This window comes from Pseudomonas sp. PDM05 (assembly GCF_014851685.1).
GTDB lineage: Bacteria > Pseudomonadota > Gammaproteobacteria > Pseudomonadales > Pseudomonadaceae > Aquipseudomonas.
Genome location: NZ_JACVAC010000001.1, coordinates 357,353 through 376,599, shown reverse-complemented (window position 1 = coordinate 376,599; position 19,247 = coordinate 357,353). Strand labels below are relative to the sequence as shown.

Annotated in this window: 14 protein-coding genes and 1 pseudogene; 14 read left to right on the top strand and 1 reads right to left on the bottom strand. The window is 60.4% G+C overall.

The genetic code is table 11. The features are described from left to right. Positions 1 to 94 precede the first annotated feature (94 nt). The 14 genes and pseudogenes from IB241_RS01760 to IB241_RS01695 all read left to right on the top strand — a co-directional run bounded on the left by IB241_RS01760 (position 95) and on the right by IB241_RS01695 (position 18,275). Positions 95 to 1,870 carry a PQQ-dependent methanol/ethanol family dehydrogenase gene (locus tag IB241_RS01760; protein ID WP_192296681.1) on the top strand — a complete coding sequence of 592 codons (1,776 nt, stop codon included), beginning with the start codon at positions 95 to 97 and terminating at the stop codon, positions 1,868 to 1,870. A 121-nt stretch (positions 1,871 to 1,991) separates the two neighbouring features. Then, entirely contained in the window at positions 1,992 to 3,512 is a 1,521-nt protein-coding gene (locus IB241_RS01755; protein WP_192296680.1) for an aldehyde dehydrogenase family protein, read from the top strand. Positions 3,513 to 3,693: 181 nt separating this feature from the next. Beyond that, positions 3,694 to 3,765 carry a pyrroloquinoline quinone precursor peptide PqqA gene (pqqA, locus tag IB241_RS01750; RefSeq protein ID WP_020289857.1) on the top strand — a complete coding sequence of 24 codons (72 nt, stop codon included), beginning with the start codon at positions 3,694 to 3,696 and terminating at the stop codon, positions 3,763 to 3,765. A 140-nt stretch (positions 3,766 to 3,905) separates the two neighbouring features. Next, complete coding sequence (locus IB241_RS01745; protein ID WP_192296679.1) at positions 3,906 to 8,201, top strand: RHS repeat-associated core domain-containing protein; 4,296 nt, start codon at positions 3,906 to 3,908, stop codon at positions 8,199 to 8,201. After that, positions 8,201 to 8,857 (top strand): hypothetical protein, encoded by a 657-nt coding sequence (locus tag IB241_RS01740; protein WP_192296678.1) that lies wholly within the window; start codon positions 8,201 to 8,203, stop codon positions 8,855 to 8,857. The genes IB241_RS01745 and IB241_RS01740 overlap by 1 nt, the downstream gene beginning before the upstream one ends. A gap of 221 nt (positions 8,858 to 9,078) precedes the next feature. Beyond that, the gene (locus IB241_RS01735) at positions 9,079 to 9,468 is read left to right on the top strand and encodes a hypothetical protein (RefSeq protein ID WP_192296677.1); all 390 of its coding nucleotides are present in this window, start codon (positions 9,079 to 9,081) and stop codon (positions 9,466 to 9,468) included. Positions 9,469 to 9,479: 11 nt separating this feature from the next. Next, entirely contained in the window at positions 9,480 to 9,740 is a 261-nt protein-coding gene (locus tag IB241_RS01730; RefSeq protein WP_192296676.1) for a hypothetical protein, read from the top strand. A gap of 3 nt (positions 9,741 to 9,743) precedes the next feature. Further along, positions 9,744 to 10,193 (top strand): annotated as a pseudogene (locus tag IB241_RS01725) (RHS repeat domain-containing protein); the annotation flags it as partial. Between the two features lie 301 nt (positions 10,194 to 10,494). Continuing rightward, on the top strand, positions 10,495 to 10,971 hold the full coding sequence (locus IB241_RS01720) for a hypothetical protein (protein WP_192296675.1): 477 nt from the start codon (positions 10,495 to 10,497) through the stop codon (positions 10,969 to 10,971). Positions 10,972 to 11,155: 184 nt separating this feature from the next. After that, complete coding sequence (gene ercA, locus IB241_RS01715) at positions 11,156 to 12,319, top strand: alcohol dehydrogenase-like regulatory protein ErcA (protein ID WP_124528356.1); 1,164 nt, start codon at positions 11,156 to 11,158, stop codon at positions 12,317 to 12,319. Then, the gene (locus tag IB241_RS01710) at positions 12,303 to 13,673 is read left to right on the top strand and encodes a hybrid sensor histidine kinase/response regulator (RefSeq protein WP_192296674.1); all 1,371 of its coding nucleotides are present in this window, start codon (positions 12,303 to 12,305) and stop codon (positions 13,671 to 13,673) included. Before ercA ends, IB241_RS01710 begins: the two co-directional genes overlap by 17 nt. A 104-nt stretch (positions 13,674 to 13,777) precedes the next feature. Further along, a complete protein-coding gene (locus IB241_RS01705; RefSeq protein WP_192296673.1) occupies positions 13,778 to 15,256 on the top strand; it encodes a DASS family sodium-coupled anion symporter in 1,479 nt (492 codons plus the stop codon). A gap of 233 nt (positions 15,257 to 15,489) precedes the next feature. Then, complete coding sequence (locus IB241_RS01700) at positions 15,490 to 17,133, top strand: MFS transporter (protein WP_192296672.1); 1,644 nt, start codon at positions 15,490 to 15,492, stop codon at positions 17,131 to 17,133. Beyond that, positions 17,130 to 18,275, top strand: coding sequence for an HlyD family secretion protein (locus IB241_RS01695; protein ID WP_192296671.1), 1,146 nt, complete (start codon positions 17,130 to 17,132; stop codon positions 18,273 to 18,275). Before IB241_RS01700 ends, IB241_RS01695 begins: the two co-directional genes overlap by 4 nt. Before the next feature lie 73 nt (positions 18,276 to 18,348). On the opposite strand, the gene IB241_RS01690 is transcribed toward IB241_RS01695, so the two are convergent. Further along, positions 18,349 to 19,242, bottom strand: coding sequence for an aldose 1-epimerase (locus IB241_RS01690; RefSeq protein WP_192296670.1), 894 nt, complete (start codon positions 19,240 to 19,242; stop codon positions 18,349 to 18,351). Positions 19,243 to 19,247: the final 5 nt, after the last annotated feature.

Sequence of the window (19,247 nt, the reverse complement as noted above, 5' to 3'; positions counted from 1 at the left end):
GCGGTCAATTGTGACGACGGCCCCTGCGCCCAAGAATCTGCACCAGACCGGGAAAATTTCCCGGGTATAACAAAAAACCGCAGAGGTAGCCGTCATGACCCAACCCGCACGCCGCCAACCCTTCGCCTTGAGTGTGTTGCTCGGTGCCATCCTGTTATCCGGCCAGGCCCTGGCCGCCGTGACCGACCAGGACATTCTCCAGGACCCGAAAAACCCCGAGCAGATCGTCACCAACGGCCTCGGCGTGCAGGGCCAGCGCTACAGCCCGCTGGATACGCTGAACGTGGACAACGTCAAGGACCTGCGCCCGGTCTGGGCGTTTTCGTTTGGCGGTGAAAAACAGCGCGGCCAGCAGGCGCAACCGATGGTCAAGGACGGGGTGATGTACCTCACCGGTTCCTATTCGCGGGTGTTCGCGGTGGATGCGCGCACCGGCAAGAAACTCTGGCAATACGACGCGCGCCTGCCCGATGACATCCGTCCGTGCTGCGACGTGATCAACCGTGGCGTGGCGCTGTATGGCGACCTGGTGTTCTTCGGCACCCTTGACGCCAAGCTGGTGGCGTTGAACAAGGACACCGGCAAGGTGGTGTGGAGCAAGAAGGTGGCCGACCACAAGGAAGGCTACTCCATCAGCGCCGCGCCCCTGGTGATCAACGGCAAGCTGATCACCGGCGTGGCCGGTGGCGAGTTCGGCGTGGTCGGCAAGATCGAAGCCTATGACCCGAAAAACGGCGACCTGCTGTGGACCCGTCCGACTGTCGAAGGCCATATGGGCTACGTGTACAAGGACGGCAAGGCGGTGGAGAACGGTATTTCCGGCGGCGAGGCGGGCAAGACCTGGCCCGGCGACCTGTGGAAGACCGGCGGTGCGGCGCCGTGGCTGGGCGGCTACTACGATCCGGAAACCAACCTGCTGCTGTTCGGCACCGGCAACCCGGCGCCGTGGAACTCCCACCTGCGCCCGGGCGACAACCTCTATTCGTCTTCGCGCCTGGCGCTGAACCCGGACGACGGCACCATCAAATGGCACTTCCAGAGCACCCCCCACGACGGTTGGGACTTTGACGGCGTGAACGAGCTGATCTCGTTCAACTACACCGAAGGCGGCAAGGAAATCAAAGCGGCGGCTACCGCCGACCGCAACGGCTTCTTCTACGTGCTGGACCGCACCAACGGCAAATTCATCCGTGGCTTCCCGTTCGTGGACAAGATCACCTGGGCCACCGGCCTGGATAAAAACGGTCGGCCGATCTACAACGAAGCCAGCCGCCCCGGCGCGCCGGGCAGTGAAACCAAGGGCACTTCGGTGTTCGTAGCGCCGGCGTTCCTCGGTGCGAAGAACTGGATGCCAATGGCCTACAACCGCGACACCGGGCTGTTCTACGTGCCGTCCAACGAGTGGGGCATGGACATCTGGAACGAAGGCATCGCCTACAAGAAAGGCGCGGCGTTCCTCGGTGCGGGCTTCACCATCAAGCCGTTGAACGAGGACTACATCGGCGTGCTGCGCGCCATCGACCCGAAAACCGGCAAGGAAGTGTGGCGCCACAAGAACTTCGCGCCGCTGTGGGGCGGGGTGCTGACCACCAAGGGCAACCTGGTGTTCACCGGCACGCCGGAAGGTTTCCTGCAAGCGTTCAACGCCAAGACCGGCGAGAAAGTCTGGGAGTTCCAGACCGGCTCCGGCGTGCTCGGCTCGCCGGTGACCTGGGACATGGACGGTGAACAGTACGTCTCGGTGGTCTCCGGCTGGGGTGGCGCAGTGCCGTTGTGGGGCGGTGAAGTGGCCAAGCGCGTGAAGGACTTCAACCAGGGCGGCATGCTCTGGACCTTCAAGTTGCCCAAGGAACTGGTGGCCAAGCACTAGTTCTACGACCAAATGACCATAGCCCCCCTGCCAACGGCGCATTCGCCCGGTAGCGGGGGCTCTTTACTATCGGCTCATCGCCTGTTGACCAACAGGCCCGGACCCCGACAGAGGCCTCATCATGATCTACGCACAACCCGGCACCCCAGGCGCCATCGTCAGCTTCAAGGCGCGCTACGGCAACTACATCGGCGGTGAATTTGTCGCGCCGATCGATGGCAAGTACTTCACCAATACGTCGCCGGTGACCGGCGAAGTCATCGCCGAATTCCCACGCTCCAGCGCCGCCGACATCGACAAGGCCCTCGACGCCGCCCACGCCGCCGCCGACGCCTGGGGCAAGACCTCGGCCCAGGACCGTGCGCTGGTGCTGCTGAAAGTCGCCGACCGCATCGAGCAGCACCTTGAAGTACTGGCCGTGGCCGAGACCTGGGACAACGGCAAGGCCGTGCGCGAAACCCTCAACGCCGACGTGCCTCTGGCTGCCGACCACTTCCGTTACTTCGCCGGCTGCATCCGCGCCCAGGAAGGCGGCGCCGCCGAGATCAACGAACACACCGCTGCCTATCACTTCCACGAGCCATTGGGTGTGGTCGGGCAGATCATTCCGTGGAACTTCCCGCTGCTGATGGCGGCCTGGAAACTCGCCCCGGCGCTGGCCGCGGGTAACTGCATCGTGCTCAAGCCGGCCGAGCAGACGCCGCTGTCGATCATGGTGTTTGCCGAGTTGATCAATGACCTGCTGCCACCGGGCGTGCTGAATATCGTCCAGGGCTTTGGCCGCGAAGCCGGCGAAGCGCTGGCCACCAGCAAGCGCATCGCCAAGATCGCCTTTACCGGCTCGACGCCCATCGGCGCGCACATCATGCATGCGGCCGCCGAGAACATCATCCCGTCGACCGTGGAACTGGGCGGCAAGTCGCCGAACATCTTCTTCGAAGACATCATGAGCGCCGAGCCACAGTTCATCGAAAAGGCCGCCGAAGGCCTGGTGCTGGCGTTCTTCAACCAGGGCGAAGTGTGCACCTGCCCGTCGCGGGCGCTGGTGCAGGAGTCGATCTACGACGCGTTCATGGCCGAGGTGATGAAAAAGATCGTCAAGATCAAGCGCGGCAACCCGCTGGACACCGAGACCATGGTCGGCGCCCAGGCGTCCGAGCAGCAATACGACAAGATCCTCTCGTACCTGAAAATCGCCCAGGAAGAAGGCGCGGTGCTGCTCACCGGCGGCGCGGCCGAGCGTCTGGAGGGGGACCTGTCCAGCGGTTACTACATCCAGCCGACCCTGCTCAAGGGCCACAACAAGATGCGCGTGTTCCAGGAAGAAATCTTCGGCCCGGTGGTGGGCATCACCACCTTCAAGGACGAAGCCGAAGCCCTGGCGATCGCCAACGACAGCGAATTCGGCCTGGGTGCCGGCCTGTGGACCCGCGACATCAACCGTGCCTACCGCATGGGCCGCGCGATCAAGGCCGGCCGCGTGTGGACCAACTGCTACCACCTGTACCCGGCGCATGCGGCGTTTGGCGGGTACAAGAAGTCGGGTGTGGGGCGTGAGAACCACAAGATGATGCTGGATCACTACCAGCAGACCAAGAACCTGCTGGTGAGCTACGACATCAATCCGTTGGGGTTCTTCTAACCCTCCAGGCTTGAAATGCAGTCCCCTGTGGGAGCAGGCAAGCCAGCTCCCACATTTGGTTCCCTGTATGCCTGAGACTATTGCAGTGCGCGAACTCCTTCGAAAGTAGCATTCGCCTCCCATACCCCCCATGCATTAATGACCCGACCGGAATCTTCCGGCACAACAAGAGGAACGTCCCATGTGGAAAAAACCCGCGTTTACCGACCTGCGTATCGGCTTTGAAGTGACCATGTACTTCGCCAGCCGTTGATCTACCGCCGGCCAGTCTCGTGCTGGCCGGTGCTCAAGCGGTCTTTGGGACCCGTCCTACGACCCCCTCGGAAAGTCTCACCTGAGAAATAACGGCACTGCGTGATTTGATCCTGCCTTTTCGGACAGGGACTGTTGCGCATGACGGATACGCTGTGGGCTGCCCGCGAGGGCGACGCGCTGTTGCACAGCTCGATGCTGGCGGACGTGTTGGGCGGCGTGCTGGAAGTTGCGGCGACGGTGGCCGTGACGGCACTGGCCACGGCGGCCGTTGTGGCTGCAACCGGCATCAGCGTGGCGACAGGTGGCCTGGGCTGCGTTGTGCTGGGGGCCGTGGTCGGTGTGGTGGTCGGGCTCGGCATGGGTGCAAGCGGCGCCGATAAAGGCCTTTCGCGATTATGTGAGTCTTTCGCCAACGCACTCTTCCCACCCGTCATCGATGCATTCATCAGCAACGGTTCGCCGGATGTGTTTATCAACGGCAAGCCTGCTGCGCGGGCGGCCGGGAAAGTCGCCGCCGCCGTGCCAGAAGCGGGCAGTGAACCGACTTATCTGGATATCGCCGAAGGTTTTTTCTCTCAGCTCTGGCGCCCTACGGTCGCTGCGCCGGTGGCGGGCGCTGTGCCTTGTCCTGCCGATACCGTCGACTGCACTAAACACCCGCCCATGCCGGAGCAGTACCTCGCCGAAGGTTCCAGCAAGGTATTCATCAACGGCCAGCCCGCCGTACGCAGTGGGGACAGAAGCACCTGCGAAGCCACGGTGGGCAAGGTGCAGATTTCGTCCAACGTGGTCATCGGCGGCGCGCCGGTGGTGGTGCGTGAGATTCGCAGCGGCAAGACGCCGGGTGTAGGGCTGGCGGTAACGGCGTTGTTGGCATTGCGCGGTGGTGGGGCGAAGTTCTTCAGCACGTTGCCCTGTATGACGGTGGGTGGGTTGGTGTCGTGGGGCACAGGGCAGGTGAGCAACGCGCTTGCGTCAGCAGTGCGCGGCTCGCCCAACCCGGTGCACTGCGCCACGGGGGCGAAGATTCTCGACGGTGACGACGACCTGGATTTTGCATTGCCTGGCCTGTTGCCAATCGAGTGGCAGCGTTATTACAGCAGCCGGGATGAGCGCCGTAACGGTCTGTTCGGTGCGAGTTGGAGTGTGGCCTATGAGGTTTTCGTCGAAATGGGCCCGCATCCCGAAGGCGGCGAACGGCTGATCTACACCGACGAGCAGGCTCGGCAGATCGACATGGGCGTGATCCCGCTAGGTGCTGCGGTGTTCAGCGCCGGCGAAGGCTTGAGCGTACGCCGCCATGCCAGCGGCCACCTGCTGATTGAGCGTGTCGACGGGCTGTATCGGCTGTTCGAACCCACACCGGACAACCCTGCGCATTTGCGCTTGGGCCAGTGGGGAGATCGCAATGACAACCGCGTTTTCCTCGACTATGACGATCAGGGCCGCCTGAGCCAGTTGCGCGATACCTTTGGCGTTGTGCGAATCGAGCTGAGCTACAGCCAGCAATGGCCCCGCCGTGTCGAACAGATCGAGCGCCTGTACCCCGATCACCGTCGTGAAACGCTCTCCAGCTATACCTACGACACGCGCGGCGATCTCGCAGCCGTGCGCGATGCCGATGGGCATGTTCAGCGCCGCTTCGCCTATGACAGCGGCCAGCGCATGGTCGAACACCAACTGCCCACCGGCCTGCGCTGCTTTTACCAATGGGCCTGTGTGGACGACCGTGAATGGCGAGTGGTACGGCACTGGACCGATGAGGGCGACGATTATCAGTTTGACTACGACCTGCTAGTCGGGCTTACGCGGATTACCGATGGCTTGCAACGGGTCAGCACCCGCAAGTGGAACCCGCAGTACCAGATCACCGAATACACCGACAACCTGGGGCACACCTGGCAGTTCGATTGGAATGAAGAGCGCCAGTTGTTGGGGGCTACCGATCCTCTGGGTGGCCAGTGGCGATTCGGCTACGACGAATCCGGCAACCTGTGCAACACACAAGATCCGCTGGGCCGTATTGAATCGACGGTGTGGCTGGAACACTGGTCGCTGCCATTGGTTGAAACCGATGCAGCCGGCCACAGCTGGCAGTATCGATACGATCAACGCGGCAATTGCTTCAGTGAAACCGACCCGCTGGGGCACGTCACGCGCTATCACCATGATGGGTTTGGACAGGTGGTGGAGATCATCGACGCCACGGGCAAGCACAAGACCCAACGCTGGAATGAAACCGGGCAGTTGCTTGAACAGGTCGATTGTTCGGGCTATGCCACAAGGTTCGAGTACGACCGTCGAGGTCATTTACAAACCGTTATCGATGCAGTCGGTGAACGCCAGCGTTATCAACACGACAGCCGCGGCCGATTGCTTCAAATCGAAAGGCCCTACGGTTACATCGAACACTACCTGCGCAACACCAGTGGTCAGTTGAGCGCCTACACCGATGCGGCGGGCCACACTACCCGCTACCAATATGATCGGCGCGGGCAGCTGGTGCGGCGCATCGATGCCCATGGCCGCCAGATCGAATATCGGCACGATGCCTACGGTCGATTGCAAACCCTGACCAACGAAAACGGCGAGCACTATCGCTTCGCCTGGGACCAGGGTGATCGACTCACGCAACAGCAAGACCTCGATGGCAGTGTGCGGCGTTATGCCTATGACGCGCTGGATAACGTGGTCTCGGTCGAATACGTCCCGCTGGATGATGCATCTCCTATCGTGCATCGCCTGCAACGCGACGCTGTTGGGCGTATGCGGGTCAAGGAGACTGACGAGGGCCGAACCGAATACACCTACGACGCGTTGGACCAACTCACCGACGTCACCACCACCGACCGGCAAGGCAATGCTCAAGCACTGGGTTTTGCCTATGACGCGCTAGGCCAACTGACGTGCGAGCAGAGTGCAACCGGCAAGCTGCAACACCACTATGATGAACTCGGCAACTTGAGCCAGACGCAACTGCCCGATGGCCGCTGGCTCAACCGCCTGCACTACGGCAGCGGCCACCTGCACCAGATCAACCTGGACGGCCAGGTCATCAGCGACTTCGAACGCGACCGCCTGCACCGCGAAGTCCTGCGTACCCAAGGCCAGATCACCACCCGCAGCGAATACGACCGTTGCGGTCGGTTGCGCTCGCGCAAACGCAGCCCGGCAGGCCAGCCCCGACAGTTGCCACCAGCCCAACAAAAGACTTTCGAATACGACCCGGCTGACAATCTGATCGGTCGTTTGGAAGGCGGTCAACGCCAACTGCTGCACTACGACGCAACCGGCCGGATTATCGCTAGTCAGGACAGCACTCAAGGCCAGCTGGAAACCTTCGGCTACGACGCTGCCGCCAACTTGTTGGACGGGGCACAGTCTAGTGCCGGCTTAGTGAGGCACAACAAGCTACTGACCTACCAGGACAAACGCTACCGCTACGACGGCTTCGGTCGAATGATCGAAAAACGCAGTACTCTGCGTGACCTGCAACGTTTCACCTACGACGCCGAGCACCGGCTGATCGAAGTGCACAACGCCAGCGGCAATGTGGTGCACATGACCTACGACCCACTGGGTCGGCGCATCGCCAAAACCGAGCGGGACAGCAGCGGTCGTCTGCTGGGCGAAACCCGCTTCACCTGGGATGGCCTGCGCCTGTTGCAGGAGCATAAACACCGCCAGACCAGCCTTTACGTCTACGTAGACGAAGGCTACGAGCCGTTGGCGCGAGTCGATGGCATCGGTCCGCAACAGAAGATCCGCTACTACCACAACGACCTCAACGGCTTGCCGGAGCAGTTGACTGAAACCGACGGGCACAACGTCTGGAGCGCGACCTATCGGGTGTGGGGCAGCACGCTGGAAGAGGTACGTGAGCCTGACTACATTGAAGAACAGAACCTGCGGTTCCAGGGGCAGTACCTGGATCGTGAGACGGGGCTGCACTTCAATACGTTCAGGTTTTATGACCCGGAAGTGGGGCGGTTTACGACGCCTGATCCGGTTGGGTTGGCGGGTGGCCTGAATCTCTATCAGTACTCACCAAACCCTTTTGGGTGGATCGATCCCTGGGGTTGGACGTGTTCTTCAGCACAGCGTCAGCAGAACAAAACCAACGGTAAGGCAGCTGAATATCTGGTACATCAAAAACTACTGAATAACCCCAATGTGACCGTTCTTGGTACACAGGTTTATGTCAAAACGCCAGGTGCCGGGCGAGGACGCTACGTTGATATTTTGATAAGAAACAACAAGTCAGGAAAAGTTGTTTCGGTTGAAGTTAAATCCGGCGGTGCAGTAAGGTCGAACGCACAGCTTGCAAAAGATAAAGTGATCTCTGATGGGGAAGGTATATTTGGACGGTCTGGAAAAAGTACAAAAGGTGTCACTGTAAGTGAGGCTAGGGTTCCACTTTGGAGGCTGTTGTAATGACTGATACCGTAAAGGATGTGTTGAAAATACTCACTTCGTTTTTAGCAGGGCCGTTTGCTGAATGTGGGTATGTGCTAAAAAAAGGACGATGTTTTGAAAGGCTAAGCGAAAGTGGTCGGACCTTTCGCTATACGATGAATTTGTCCAAGAATAAGGGGTGGTTTTCTCTTCATCTGACGCTCCAGCTTTCCGATCCGGCTTTGATGGCGGGCGTCAACACTGTTCTTGATAAAGCGCTTAGAGACGAAAGGTTTACATATCCAGAAAGCTGGTCGCGATCCATTATCGAGCAGACTATAAAAATACGCACATCTAACCACGTTGTCGTCGAACTGACCGATTGGCGGGCACTGAAAAGCCCTGGAGAAACGCTTGAGCGCTTCAATGACCGATTTTCAATATGGCTTTATTCATTCGAAAAGCTCGAGGAAAGAGCTGACTGGAAAGAGCAGTTGCTGAGTAGTATTGGGCTAGCGCAGGGATGGTTTGATGAGGTTGATTCAGGCGAATGGATCCGCTCCTCTACTGATTATCCTGCTCTCTATTTGCTGAGTGTTGGAGGGCTAATCCAAGACCTTGAGGGAAAATATAAAGCTGTCTTGAAAACTGCCGAAGATCCGCAAGAAGTGGAGCTGTTTTATCTTAACTTATAGTCAGAGAAAATCTGGTGCAGGCTCAAATCGCCTGTCTGCGAGTTTCATTTTGGTTATGACTTTTACATGTGCCTGATATGAGACATTAAAGCGGACCGGGGGAGCCATACACAATGCACTGGTCAAAACGGGCATCATCACTCAACAGCAGGCCAGAACAGCGAGGCGTTCGGCCGCCTCATTCGCGAAACGAAAAGGTTGTTTCTAAAGGACCAAGGGCTATGGGCATCACTCAAATCATTCTCTCAGAGCAAGACCGCAACCTTGGACAAATAGGCGGAGGAGCGTGGCTGACAGACCTTGATCTTTGGCCTAAAGATCCACAAACCGGTCAACTGATGCTTCCGGTGATAACAATGACCTCGACGTTCCTGGACGTCCCATTTATACCTGCTGAAATGGCACTGACGGCGTTTATCTGTGTTGAGCGAAAAGACGAAAACTACACACGGTCTTCGGTACGCCAGTTGGCGGTGCATCAACAAAGCGAGATGGAGAAACTTAAACTTGGCCGTAGCTGTGTGCTACTTCACACGCTGGCGACGACTGAACTAACACCTCAACCTTGGTTGACCTTATTCCGCGAACGTATATTGCCCAACAGCCACTGACGTCAGAAGAAATGGAGGAGGAGCTGGAGGATTTGGACTGTGGTGCGGGTATCAGCAAAGCTCTAGGTCGTCCTGCATGTCTGCAAGGTCCCTTGAGTGAAAGCCCTCGCTATTATTTTTTGGCTCAGGTAGCCGACGCTGATATCGCTAAAGTGAGTCCCCGTCATGAAGGGATATTCGGTGGAGGTATCGGCTATGTTTTTGCCGATAATCGAGCGAAGAAGATGAAAAACGGCGATGTGGGTGGCTATTTTTTCATTCAATTTACTTGAAGGTACAACAAGTCGCTGACCTACCAGGACAAGCGCTACCGCTACGACGGCTTCGATCGAATGATCGAAAAACGCAGTGCTCTGCGTGGCCTGCAACGTTTCACCTACGACGCCGAGCACCGGCTGATCGAAGTGCACAACGACCTCAACGGCTTGCCGGAGCAGTTGACTGAACCCGACGAGCATAAGGTCTGGAGCGCGACCTATCGGGTGTGGGGCAGCACGCTGGAAGAGGTACGTGAGCCTGACTACATTGAAGAACAGAACCTGCGGTTCCAGGGGCAGTATCTGGATCGCGAGACGGGGCTGCACTTCAATACGTTCAGGTTTTATGACCCGGATGTGGGGCGGTTTACGACGCCGGATCCGATAGGGTTGTCAGGGGGAATCAATTTCTATCAGTACACACCTAACCCATTTATGTGGATTGACCCTTGGGGTCTTGAAACCTGCTATCACAAGAGAACGAAAAGTGAGATCAAAAAAATACGTGCAAACTTCGGAAAAAAAGGCGGCGCTAAGGAACGGTATTTGAAAAAAATGGCAAAAGATCCCAAATCGATTCAAAAATATGGCCAGTCTGGAGTAGACAGGCTGACGAAAGGCCAAGTCCCTGAGGGCTTTGACGTGCATCATAAAAAGCCAATATTCCGAGGCGGCGATAACAGTCAAAACAACTTGGTTCTCATGGATAAGGCCTTCCATAAAAATAATAGCAAGGCCTTGCATTGGTATCCGGAAGGGGAAAATCCATATGGACTCAATTAAAAAGGTACGTTGCCAGGTGTGCGAGAAGGCGTTTGTACTTGACGTGCAACAGCAGAAATTTGTCGCACCACTTGTTGCCAAAGGCCAGGGCTTCATCATGGTCGAGTGCCCTCGCTGTGGTTCCTCTACCCAATATGTTAAAGCGCAAGAAACAGCTGAAGTGTCACGCCATGTAGCCAGTTATCGGTGTCCGATAACTCAATGTGCCGGCTGGGTGGATTCAATTAATGAGCAAACCCTACCTTTCTGGGGTTGTGGAGAGTGCGGCAGTGTTTGGTATGAAGAGAAGAACCTGCAAAAAGACATTGCAGACGTAGTGATTTTGCATCCGTATAGAGCCCGCAGCTACAAACAGCTAAATGGCAGTTGGGTCCCGGGGGATTTGAAGTCAGAACCTGCCAATTACGAAGAGCTTGTGGAGAAAGAGCCCCCTGACCCACTCGATGAGCTGGTCAGGGGCTAAAAGCTGGGCTTTGCCAGGTCACGTTGATCCGGTTTTTTGTGCTGTTGTAGCCCACGTCGGGTCCGCGGGGATTCATGTAACGGCTGTACTGGTCTTGGACATGACTCTTTGGTCTGATTGCAATCGCCCCCGGATCGGTTAGTGTGGAGCCCATCCTTCCAAAATAATAAAAACAGGCTTTCCAATGAGCCCAAACCTCAGCCTCCTGCGTAAATTCGTCTCGCCTGAAATCATTTTTGGCGCCGGCTGCCGGCACAACGTCGGCAATTACGCGAAGACCTTCGGCGCGCGTAAGGTGCTGGTGGTCAGCGACCCCGGGGTGATCGCCGCCGGTTGGGTCGCCGACGTCGAAGCCAGCCTGCAAGCCATCGGTATCGATTACTGCCTGTACTCCGCCGTGTCCCCCAACCCCCGCGTTGAAGAAGTGATGACCGGCGCCGAGGTCTACCGTGAAAACCACTGTGACGTGATCGTCGCCATCGGCGGCGGCAGCCCGATGGACTGCGGCAAGGCCATCGGTATCGTGGTCGCCCACGGGCGCAGCATTCTCGAGTTCGAAGGCGTGGACACCATCCGCGTGCCCAGCCCGCCGCTGATCCTGATCCCCACCACCGCCGGCACCTCGGCGGATGTCTCGCAGTTCGTGATCATTTCCAACCAGCAGGAGCGCATGAAGTTTTCCATCGTGAGCAAGGCGGTGGTGCCGGATGTGTCGCTGATCGACCCGGAAACCACGGCGAGCATGGACCCGTTCCTGTCCGCCTGCACTGGCATCGACGCGCTGGTGCATGCCATCGAGGCGTTCGTCTCCACCGGCCATGGCCCGCTGACCGATCCCCATGCCCTGGAAGCCATGCGCCTGATCAACGGCAACCTGGTGCAGATGATCGCCAACCCCACCGACATCGCCCTGCGCGAGAAGATCATGCTCGGCAGCATGCAGGCCGGACTGGCGTTCTCCAATGCGATCCTTGGCGCGGTGCATGCCATGTCCCACAGCCTCGGCGGCTTCCTCGACCTGCCCCACGGGCTGTGCAACGCGGTATTGGTGGAGCATGTGGTGGCGTTCAACTACAGCTCGGCGCCGGAGCGTTTCCAGGTGATTGCCGAGACGTTCGGCATCGACTGCCGGGGCCTCAACCACCGGCAGATCTGCGGGCGATTGGTGGAGCATCTGATCGCGTTGAAGCACGCGATCGGTTTCCACGAAACCCTCGGCCTGCACGGGGTACGTGTGGCGGATATTCCGTTTTTGTCCGAGCATGCAATGGATGACCCGTGCATCCTCACCAACCCGCGCGCGTCGAGCCAGCGTGATGTTGAGGTCGTTTATGGCGAAGCACTCTGACGACCCGCAACGCGCGCTGTCTGCGCTGCTGGGGCTGGGCGACCAGTCGGCGCGCAAGAGTCACTACCCGGAGCTGACCGCACGCCTGGATGAGCTGGAGGCCGAGCGCAAGCGCTATATCCGCCTCAACGACGAGTTGGAGCAGCGCGTCGCCGCACGCACCGATGAATTGCTGGAAGCCAACCACAACCTGCAGCAGCAGATCGCCCAGCGCGAACAGATCGAACAGGATCTGCGCGACGCCCGCGACGCCGCCCAGGCCGCCAACCGCAGCAAGGACAAGTACCTCGCCGCCGCCAGCCATGACCTGCTGCAACCACTGAACGCGGCACGGCTTTTGATCGCCACCTTGCGTGAGCGCCAGTTGCCCGATGTCGAGCGGGTACTGGTGGAACGCACGCACCAGGCGCTGGAAGGCGCCGAGGATCTGCTCACCGACCTGCTCGACATCTCGCGACTCGACCAGGCGGCGGTCAAGCCGGATGTGGCCCTGTATCGCCTGGATGAAGTGTTCGCGCCGCTGGTCTCGGAATTCCAGTCGGTGGCCCAGGCGGCCGGGCTGAATTTGCGCGTGCACACCGGGCATTACGCGGTGCGCACCGACCTGCGCTTGTTGACGCGGATTCTGCGTAACTTTCTCAGCAACGCCTGCCGCTACACCGACGACGGCTGCATCCTCCTCGGCGCACGACGCCGGGGCGATTGCCTGCGCCTGGAGGTGTGGGACACCGGGCGCGGGATTGCGGCGGATCGGCTGGAGGCGATTTTCCTTGAGTTCAACCAGCTGGATGTCGGCCGTGCAGCGGATCGCAAGGGGGTGGGGTTGGGCTTGGCGATTGTCGAGCGGATCGCCGAGATCCTTGGCTACCCGATTGCCGTGCGCTCCTGGCCGGGGCGCGGCTCGATGTTCAGCATCGAAGTGCCGCTGAGTGCCGAGATGCCCCTGGCGATCAGCCAACTGCCGGTACAACCGACCACCGGCAATCCGCTGCCGGGGCGGCGCTTGCTGGTGATCGACAACGAAACCAGCATCCTCGAAAGCATGAGCGCGCTGCTCGAACAGTGGGGTTGCGAAGTGCTCACCGCCACCGACCAGGCCGGTGCGATGGCGGCGTTGCAGGGCAGGGCGCCGGAGTTGATCCTCGCCGACTATCACCTCGACCACGGCGTGGTCGGCTGCGAGGTGGTCAAGCAGTTGCGCGAGCATTTCGCCTGCAAGATCCCCGCGGTGATCATCACCGCCGACCGCACCGACCAATGCCGTCGCGCCTTGCGTCGGCTGGAAGCGCCGTTGCTGAACAAACCGGTCAAGCCCGGCAAGCTGCGGGCGGTGTTGAGCCAACTGCTCAGTTGAACCGTAAACCCAAGCCCTTGTGGGAGCGATTGATACCCGTCAACACCGGGTGCGGCAATTTGGGCCATGCTTGCGGCCTGATTTAGAGGCTGACGGAGCCCGCCATGAACGCCCCCGCGACAACCGCTGCACCCTTCAAATTGCCCTTGGGCCTGGTCATCGCCGTACTGGTGATGGCCGGGGTGCTGCTGTTGCCGCTGCCGGCGGATTTGCCGGTGGCCGGGCATCGCATGCTGGCGATCCTCGCGTTTGCCGTAGTGGTGTGGATCACCGAGGCGGTGTCCTACGAGGCCAGCGCGATCATGATCACGTCGCTGATGGCGTTCCTGTTGGGCACTGCGCCGTCGCTGCAAGACCCTGCGCATCTGATCGGCACCAGCCCGGCCATCAGCATGGCGTTGACCGGGTTCTCCAACCCGGCGCTGGCGCTGGTGGCGGGTGCGCTGTTTATCGCGGCGGCCATGACCCACACTGGCCTGGACCGGCGCATTGCCTTGGTGACGCTGAGCCGGGTCGGCACCAGCACCCGGCGCATCCTGCTGGGGGCGATTGCCGTGACCATCCTGCTCAGCCTGGTGGTGCCCAGCGCCACGGCGCGCAGTGCCTGTGTGGTGCCGATCATGATGGGCGTGATCGCTGCATTCGGCGTGGACAAGCGTTCGAACATCGCCGCCGCGATCATGATCGTGGTGGCCCAGGGCACCAGTATCTGGAACGTCGGCATCCAGACTGCTGCGGCGCAGAACCTGCTCACCGTCGGTTTCATGGACAAGATGCTTGGCCAACGCGTGTCGTGGATCGACTGGCTGATCGCCGGGGCGCCGTGGGCGTTGATCATGTCGGCGGTGCTGTTGTTCCTGGTGCTCAAGCTGCTGCCGCCGGAGACCGATAGCATTCCCGGTGGCAAGGAGGCGGTGGCCCAGTCACTGGTGGACATCGGCCCGATGACCGGGCCGCAGAAACGCCTGCTGAGCGTGTCGGTATTGTTGCTGCTGGCCTGGGCCACCGAAGGGCGCCTGCACAACTTCGACACCACCTCGACCACTTACGCCGGGCTGGTGTTCCTGCTGCTGCCGGGGCTTGGGGTGATGACCTGGAAGGATGTGCAGTCGCGCATTCCGTGGGGCACGGTGATTGTGTTTGGTGTGGGCATCAGCCTGGGCACCGCGCTGCTGACCACCCAGGCCGGGCAATGGCTGGGCTCCCAGGTGGTGGCGCATACCGGCCTGGATCAAGTCGGGCCGCTGGGGGTGTTTGCGATCCTGGGGGCGTTTTTGATCCTGATTCATTTGGGCTTCGCCAGTGCCACGGCGCTGACCTCGGCGTTGCTGCCGATTTTGATTGCGGTGTTGCAGACCTTGCCTGGCGAATTCAGTCGGTTGGGCATGACCATGTTGCTGGGGTTTGTAATGAGCTACGGGTTTATCCTGCCGATCAATGCGCCGCAGAATATGGTGTGTTTGGGCACCGGGACGTTTACGGCGCGGCAGTTTGCCAAGGTGGGGATTCTGGTGACGCTGATCGGCTATGGCTTGATGCTGGTGTTCGCTGCCACTTACTGGAGCTGGCTGGGCTGGATCTGACTCAGAACACGCCGCAGGTCTAATGTGGGAGCGGGCTTGCTCGCGAATGCGCAGTGTCAGTCAGCAAATGTAGTGACTGATCCACCGCATTCGCGAGCAAGCCCGCTCCCACACAAGCCTGCTTCCACATTTTTTCTGGTGCACACTTCAGTCATCATTTGTACCTTCTCGATGGCAAGATGAACTTCGCTCAGGTTTACTGTCTCTGAGTACCGGTTTACCTGAGTCGTTGAATGGACAAATACACCCCCCGTACCTGGCAGCCCCACGAGCGGCCGAGCCTGCCCGGTTCGCCGTCCACCCCCTTGCACCCGACGCCCAAGCGCTGGCTGTTCGCACTGGTCGGCGTGCTGGTGGCAATCACCGGCGGCTTGGGCAACGCGCTGGTCATCGCCAACCTGCAATACCTGCAAGGCGCCCTCGGTGCGACCACTGCGGAAATGGCCTGGCTGCCCGCCGCCTATGTGATGACCAACGTGTGCATGAACCTGTTGCTGGTGAAGTTCCGCCAGCAGTTCGGCCTGCGTGCGTTTACCGAGGTGTTCCTGGTGCTGTACGCGCTGGTGACCTTCGGGCACTTGTTCGTCAACGACCTCAGTTCGGCGATTGCGGTGCGGGCGGCCCACGGCATGGTCGGCGCGGCGCTGAGTTCGTTGGGCTTGTATTACATGATCCAGGCCTTCCCGGCCAAGTGGCGTTTGAAATCCCTGGTGCTGGGCCTGGGCACGGCACAACTGGCGTTGCCGCTGGCGCGTTTGTTCTCCGAGGACTTGCTGCAAATTGCCGAATGGCGCGGCTTGTACCTGTTCGAACTGGGCCTGGCGCTGATCTGCCTGGGCTGTGTGTTCCTGCTCAAGTTGCCGCCTGGTGATCGTTTCAAGACCTTCGAAAAACTCGACTTCCTGACCTTCGCCCTCTTGGCCAGCGGCGTGGCCCTGCTGTGTGCGGTGCTGTCCCTGGGCCGGATCGACTGGTGGCTGGAAGCGCCGTGGATCGGCGTCGCCTCGGCGTGTTCCCTGGTGTTGATCATGGCTGGCCTGGCCATCGAGCATAACCGCGCCAACCCGATGCTGATGACCCGTTGGCTGGGCAGCGGGGTGATGATCCGCCTGGCGTTGGCGGTGATCCTGATCCGCATGGTGCTGTCCGAGCAGTCCACCGGCGCTGTGGGGTTCATGCAGGTGCTGAACATGAGCTACCAGCAAATGCACACGCTGTACCTGGTGATGCTGGCCGGGGCGATTGCCGGGCTTGCGGTCAGCGCGTTGACGATCAACCCGGCGCATCTGCTGATGCCTCTGGTGATTTCCCTGGCGTTGATGGCCACAGGTTCGGTGATGGACAGTTTCTCCAGCAACCTGACCCGCCCGCAGAACCTGTACATCAGCCAGTTCCTGCTAGGCTTCGGCGGCACGTTCTTCCTTGGGCCGACCATGGTGCTGGGCACCAAGAACGTGCTGGCCAACCCACGCAATCTGGTGAGCTTTTCAGTGATGTTCGGCATTTGCCAGAACCTCGGCGGCCTGATCGGCGCGGCGCTGCTGGGGACGTTCCAGATCGTGCGCGAGAAGTTTCATTCGAGCATGATCGTCGAACACCTGACCCTGCTGGACCCCCGTGTGGCCGCGCGGGTGGCGAGCGGTGGCTCGGCCTACGGTGGTGTGATCGCCGACCCTGAGTTGCGCAACCTCATGGGCATCCGCAGTCTCGCGACGGCGGCCACCCGTGAGGCGAATGTGATGGCTTACAACGATGTGTTCATGCTGATCGCGATCATCGCGATGCTGACCATGATCTGGATCTTTATCCGCAGTCTGTGGCTGATGAGTACCACTCGAGCAGCCACTCCCGTTCAACCCAGCGGCGCACCTACATGACCGAACCTTCAACCACGACCACCACCGCCATCGCCGCCACCCCCGAAGGCAGCACGCCGCCGGGCGCGGTGCCCACCGAACTGCGCCCGCTGCGGGTGCGGATCATCTCGTCCCTGGGCTTTGCCGCGATTGCCATTGTCGGCGTGCTGATCGTGCTTTACGCCTGGCAACTGCCGCCGTTCAGCAGTGCAGTGGAAACCACCGAAAACGCCCTGGTGCGCGGGCAGGTCACGATCATCGGGCCGCAGCTCAGCGGCTACGTGTTTGAAGTCCCGGTGCAGGACTTCCAATACGTAAAGACCGGCGACCTGCTGGTGCGCCTGGATGATCGCATCTACAAACAACGCCTCGACCAGGCGCTGGCACAGTTGGCGGTGCAGAAGGCGTCGCTGGCCAACGTGGTGCAGCAACGCAACAGCGCCGAAGCCACCATCAAGCTGCGCCAGGCGGCGTTGGCGGACAGCGAGGCGCAGGCGCGCAAGAGCACCGCGGATTTGCGCCGCAATGAAGAGCTGATCAGCGATGGTTCGGTGTCCCGGCGCGAGCTGGATGTGACCCGTGCCGCGAACGCGCAGACCCTCGCGGCGGTGGCCCAGGCCCAGGCGAGCCTGGAAATCGCGCGGCAGGATTTACAGACGGTGATCGTCAATCGCGGTTCCCTGGAAGCGGCGGTGGCGAGTGCGGATGCAGCCGTGGAACTGGCGCGGATCGACCTGTCGAACACGCGCATCACCGCACCACGTGACGGCCAGCTGGGGCAGATTGGCGTGCGCCTGGGGGCCTACGTCAACTCCGGCGCGCAACTGATGGCACTGGTGCCGCCGCAGTTGTGGGTGATCGCAAACATGAAGGAAACCCAGATGGACAACGTGCAGGTGGGGCAACCCGTGACGTTCACCGTGGATGCACTGAACCACCGCAAGTTTCATGGCACGGTGCAGCATATTTCACCGGCCACCGGGTCGGAGTTCAGCCTGTTGCAGGCAGACAATGCCACCGGCAACTTTGTGAAAATTGCCCAGCGGGTGCCGGTGCGGATTACGGTGGATGCGGATCAGGCCGAGAGCGAACGGCTGAGGCCGGGGTTGTCCGTTGTAGTCAGTATCGACACCGCAGGGCGCCTCAAAAACAGCCCACCGTGACACTGACACAACAGCGAGCAAAACTGTGGGAGCGGGCTTGCTCGCGAAAGCGGTGTGCCAGGCGCTGAATGAGTTACTGCGCCACCGTATTCGCGAGCAAGCCCGCTCCCCCGGTTGGAAGGTATTTCAGCTTGAATGACAGGTGTGCCGACTGGTTTTGTTCCAGCAACTTCAACCCCGGCTTGCCGGGCAGATGATGGGCATTCACCGGGTGGCTCACCGGCTCGATGCAAAAGAACTCCAACCCCGGCGGGCAGTAGAGCAGGAAGTAATCGGCGCCGCTGGCCTGGCATTCCAGGGCGTAACCCAGGTCCGGTTGCTCGATGCGGCACTGCCCATCCCAGTGACAGAAGCCGTTGTCGACCAGGCCGTCGGGCAGGCCTTTCAACTGCTGGAAATCCCAATCCACTGGCACCGGCGCCAGGCCCGTGGGCAGTTTCGCCGCATCACTGAGCCACACCTGCGAAGCCTTGGCCCGCAACCGCGTGCCGGCTGTGCGGGGCAAATACGGATGCAGTCCCAAGCCATGCCACGCGGCTTTCTCGGCCAGGTGCGTGACCGTTAACGCGATGTTCAACTCACCGTCCCGCAAGCCAAAGCGTTGCTCGGCGCGATAGGCGAACGGTGTGTCGCACAACACCTGCATCACCACTTCATCCGCCGACTGGCTGACCACCTGCCACGCCTGCTGCCACGCCGAACCGTGGATCGGCAACGGGTCGGTGCGGCTGTTGGGTTGCAGGGCCAGCCAGCCGTCGGGGTTGTTGAAGCCGCCTGCCGCGATGCGGTTGGACCAGGGCGCGAGTGGGTAGCAGCCCAGTTTGCCCGGCAGGCCGCTGTTCACGGCGTGCTCATCGCTGTGGCGCAACAACGGCTGGCCGGTGGCGATGACCTGCCAGTTGACGATGCTGCCGCCGATGGCGGGGGCCAGGGTGAGGCGGGTGAGGGCGTCTTTGAGTTCGATCATCAGGG